We start from the raw sequence: 2,505 nt of genomic DNA on the forward strand, positions 1-2,505 counted from the left end.
TTTATTGTATCACTTCCAATAGCAGACTACAATGAAAACCATTATAAATCATAAAGTTTGTTATATTTTTCTGTCAGATAATCCGTATAAACTGTCGGATCAAAATCACCGCAGGCATTCTTCACGATTTCACCCGGAGTCAGCAGGCTTCCATACTGATGGACCTTCTCTTTCAGCCATGCAGATACCCCTGTCAGTTTACCTGCACGTACTTCATCCCATACAGGGAAATCCTTTTCCATATTGCAAAGCATCTGCGCACCATAGGCACTGCCGAGGGCATAGGATGGAAAATACCCGAAAGAACCGCCGGACCAATGGGAATCCTGCAGACATCCTCTCCTGTCATCCGGCACATCCACACCAAGATATTTTTTATAAAGACGATTCCAAACCTCTGGAATATCCTTCACTTCAAGACTGCCGTCAATAAGCTGCTTCTCAATCTCGTAACGCACCATCACATGCAAAGAATAGGTAAGCTCATCAGCCTCTGTTCGAATCAATGATGGCTGTACTTTATTCACCGCACGGTACATCTGCTCTGCTGTCACATGCTTTAACTGTTCCGGGAAAAATTCCTGCATTTTCGGGAATATCGCTTTCACAAAAGGCAGTGACCGTCCGATAATATTCTCATAGAATCTGGACTGACTCTCATGAACCCCCATGGATACACCGCCGGTCAGACAGGTATATTGCAGGTCATCACGGATACCTAACTCATATTTGGCATGACCGCCCTCATGAATCACAGAATACATGGAATCCACCACATTATCCTCTTTGTAATTGGTTGTGATACGCACATCTTTATTATTAAATTCCAGCGTAAAAGGGTGCTCTGTCTCGCCGATGGTACAGTGACCTCTGTCCAGTTCCATCACTTCCATCAGATAGTCAGAAAACTTTCTCTGAATATCTACCGGATAATGCAGATGCAGAAAACTATCATCAATCTGTGGTTTCTCACCGATAGCATGAATAAGTGGTACCAGACGCTCCCGGACTGTCTCAAAAAATGTATCCAGAAAAGCCATATCCGCACCGCGTTCATATTCATCCAACAGTGCATCATACGGCTTTTTGCTGCTGTCATAATAACCCGCAAACTTTCGGTTATAGGCAACCAGTTTCTCCAATACCGGAGCAAAAAGTGTAAAATCACTGCTCTCCTTTGCCCTGTGCCACACATCACTGGCTTCATTCGTCAGCATAGCATAATCCATATATTCATCCGCCGGAATTCTGGACAAACGGTCATAACTTCTCTTCAATTCTTCCACCTGTCTCTGCTCCACAAAAGACAGATTCTCCTTCTGATCCGCCAAAAACGCCAGTAATTCTCCTGTTTCCGGTGCTGTCATCAACTTCTGGCTCTCTCCTGCCAAAATACCAAGGGCCACACCTCTGCCCTCTGAAGTATCCTTCGGTGCCACTGTCACACCATCCAGATACAAAGACGATGATGCTGTCTGATAAGCATATAACTTCTTCTGAAGCAGGCCAAGCTGATCTAATGCACTTTTTAACTCCATGTTCTACAGACTCCTTTTAATATATTTTATTTTAGATTTCTAACTGTAAATCCTTCATATTCCTTCATCCAGCCTTGCAAATAGCTGTTTGCCTTATTTCGTAAACTTCGAGTGGCTCAGGAAATTCTCACTCTTGATGGTTTTCAGCATAGATTCCGCATTCAGATCAAAGGCTTTCTGCGGCCATCCGCCCTTCTTCTCCGGTCTCCAGAACACCGCTTCCATGGCTTTTAACTGCTCTTCCGGTGTCTCATTATCTCTGATAATCTCCAGAATCCTGCTCTTCGCAGCAGTCAGACCATCTTCAAACCACTGCCACAATTCCGGTGTTGCCTCACCCACTTCTCCGTGATGGGTCAGCCATAACTTCTTTGCCCCGCTGTTTCTGCAACTGTCAATACTCTTCATCGCTTCTTCACAGCTGACAAGGAACTGCGGCATATAATCATCCTCCGTATTGATGCTGCCGATGGTTTCGGAAGCCAGAAGATCATGGCCATCGATCAGATACGACAGACAATCCTTTGTATGTCCAACGGTCTTAATTGACTGCACACAGACATCTCCCACATTAATCGTTTCGCCGCCGATCAGCATCTGATCCAACTGTATCGCACGTGTCGAATAGTCATCTGGCAGTGCCGTGCCGTTTAACTGTGCAGCACTGGCTGAAAGTTCACGAATCAGCCGCTTAGCCGACAACTTTGAAAAGACGCGCCCGGCATAGGCTGCACCAAATACCATGGCATCCGGCCAATACTTCTTGATCACCGGCAGGGCTCCTACATGGTCATAATGGGAATGGGTCAGAAAAACTGCATCAATCGGTCTGTCCCCGATAATCTCTTTAATCTTTTCAACCGTTTTCTCCCCATACCAGGCCATACCCGGATCAAATAATACAGTATTCCTCTCACCCACCGCCAGATGACAGGAACCCAATATCTCATCATTTAAATAATAAAAC

2 protein-coding genes are annotated in these 2,505 nt (G+C 45.3%); both read right to left on the minus strand.

Annotated features, from left to right (window positions below; all coding sequences use genetic code 11):
* Window positions 1–41: 41 nt before the first annotated feature.
* Window positions 42–1,538, minus strand: coding sequence for a carboxypeptidase M32 (locus tag WMO25_RS17095; RefSeq protein ID WP_349086367.1), 1,497 nt, complete (start codon window positions 1,536–1,538; stop codon window positions 42–44).
* A gap of 93 nt (window positions 1,539–1,631) precedes the next feature.
* On the minus strand, window positions 1,632–2,505 hold an 874-nt coding region (locus WMO25_RS17100; protein WP_349086369.1), incomplete at its 5' end, for an MBL fold metallo-hydrolase.

The sequence above is a fragment of the Coprococcus intestinihominis genome (assembly GCF_040096555.1).
In the GTDB taxonomy this organism is placed as follows: domain Bacteria; phylum Bacillota; class Clostridia; order Lachnospirales; family Lachnospiraceae; genus Coprococcus_A; species Coprococcus_A intestinihominis.

What these genes read in the sequence shown, in the direction of transcription:
- WMO25_RS17095 (WP_349086367.1), bottom strand. Translation starts at nt 1,538, where the DNA reads ATGGAGTTAAAAAGTGCATTAGATCAGCTTGGCCTGCTTCAGAAGAAG.